Annotated in this window: 1 protein-coding gene; it reads right to left on the bottom strand. The window is 66.9% G+C overall.

Translation table 11 applies throughout. From position 1 onward, the window contains the following. On the bottom strand, positions 1-700 hold a 700-nt coding region (locus M8J71_RS23160), incomplete at both ends, for an IS982 family transposase (protein WP_256250213.1).

The following is a 700-nucleotide window of genomic DNA, read 5'->3' as shown; positions in this document are numbered from 1 at the left end:
CGAGGAGTCTGGCTGCCACCCGGGCGTAGACGCCAGCCATGGTCGGCCGGCCGTGTTCTTCGAGGCCGAGTTGGCCCTTGAGGGTGTCGAAGACGGATTCAATCCATTGCCGGATGCCGCCGAGTTTGCCGAAGCGGGGTTTCTCGTCTTTGCGGTCCGGGCGGATCAGGTGCGCGCCGAGGTCCTCGGTGATGAACCGTTCGAAGTCGCGGCCGGCGAAGCCTTTGTCCCCGAGGATGACCTGCCCGGCCCGGATGAGGTGGTGGTCGTGTTCGAGCAGGGCCTGGGTGACCTCACGTTCACCGATCTTCGGGTTCGCCAGGCCCCAGATCACGGGCATCCCGTCAGGGGTGCTGATCAGGTAGAGACGCAGGCCCCAGAAGAACCGGGAGTGGGAGGCACAGTAGCCGTAGCCGGCGTGCCCGGACAGGTCGGAGCGTTTGACGGTTTCCCGGGACATGCCGCACGGCACGGGGGTGGAATCGACCAGGCGCAGGACCTCGTGCCAGGACGGGGTGTCCCGTGCCAGGGCGGTGATCGCTGCCGCGATCATGGGTCCCGCGGCCCGGAGACGCTTGTTATAGCCGGATTGGTGCGGGATGGCCGGGAACATGCCGGACAGGTGGATCCGGGAGTACCGGATCCACCTGCTCTCCGAGGAGAAGCCGAGCAGGTGCTGTGCCACGGCCAGACAGAGCAG

Origin of the sequence: Pseudarthrobacter sp. R1, from assembly GCF_024494415.1 — a bacterium.
Taxonomy (GTDB): Bacteria; Actinomycetota; Actinomycetes; order Actinomycetales; family Micrococcaceae; genus Arthrobacter.
Note: the sequence above shows the minus strand (reverse complement) of the source record. Positions and strands in the feature narration are given on the sequence as shown.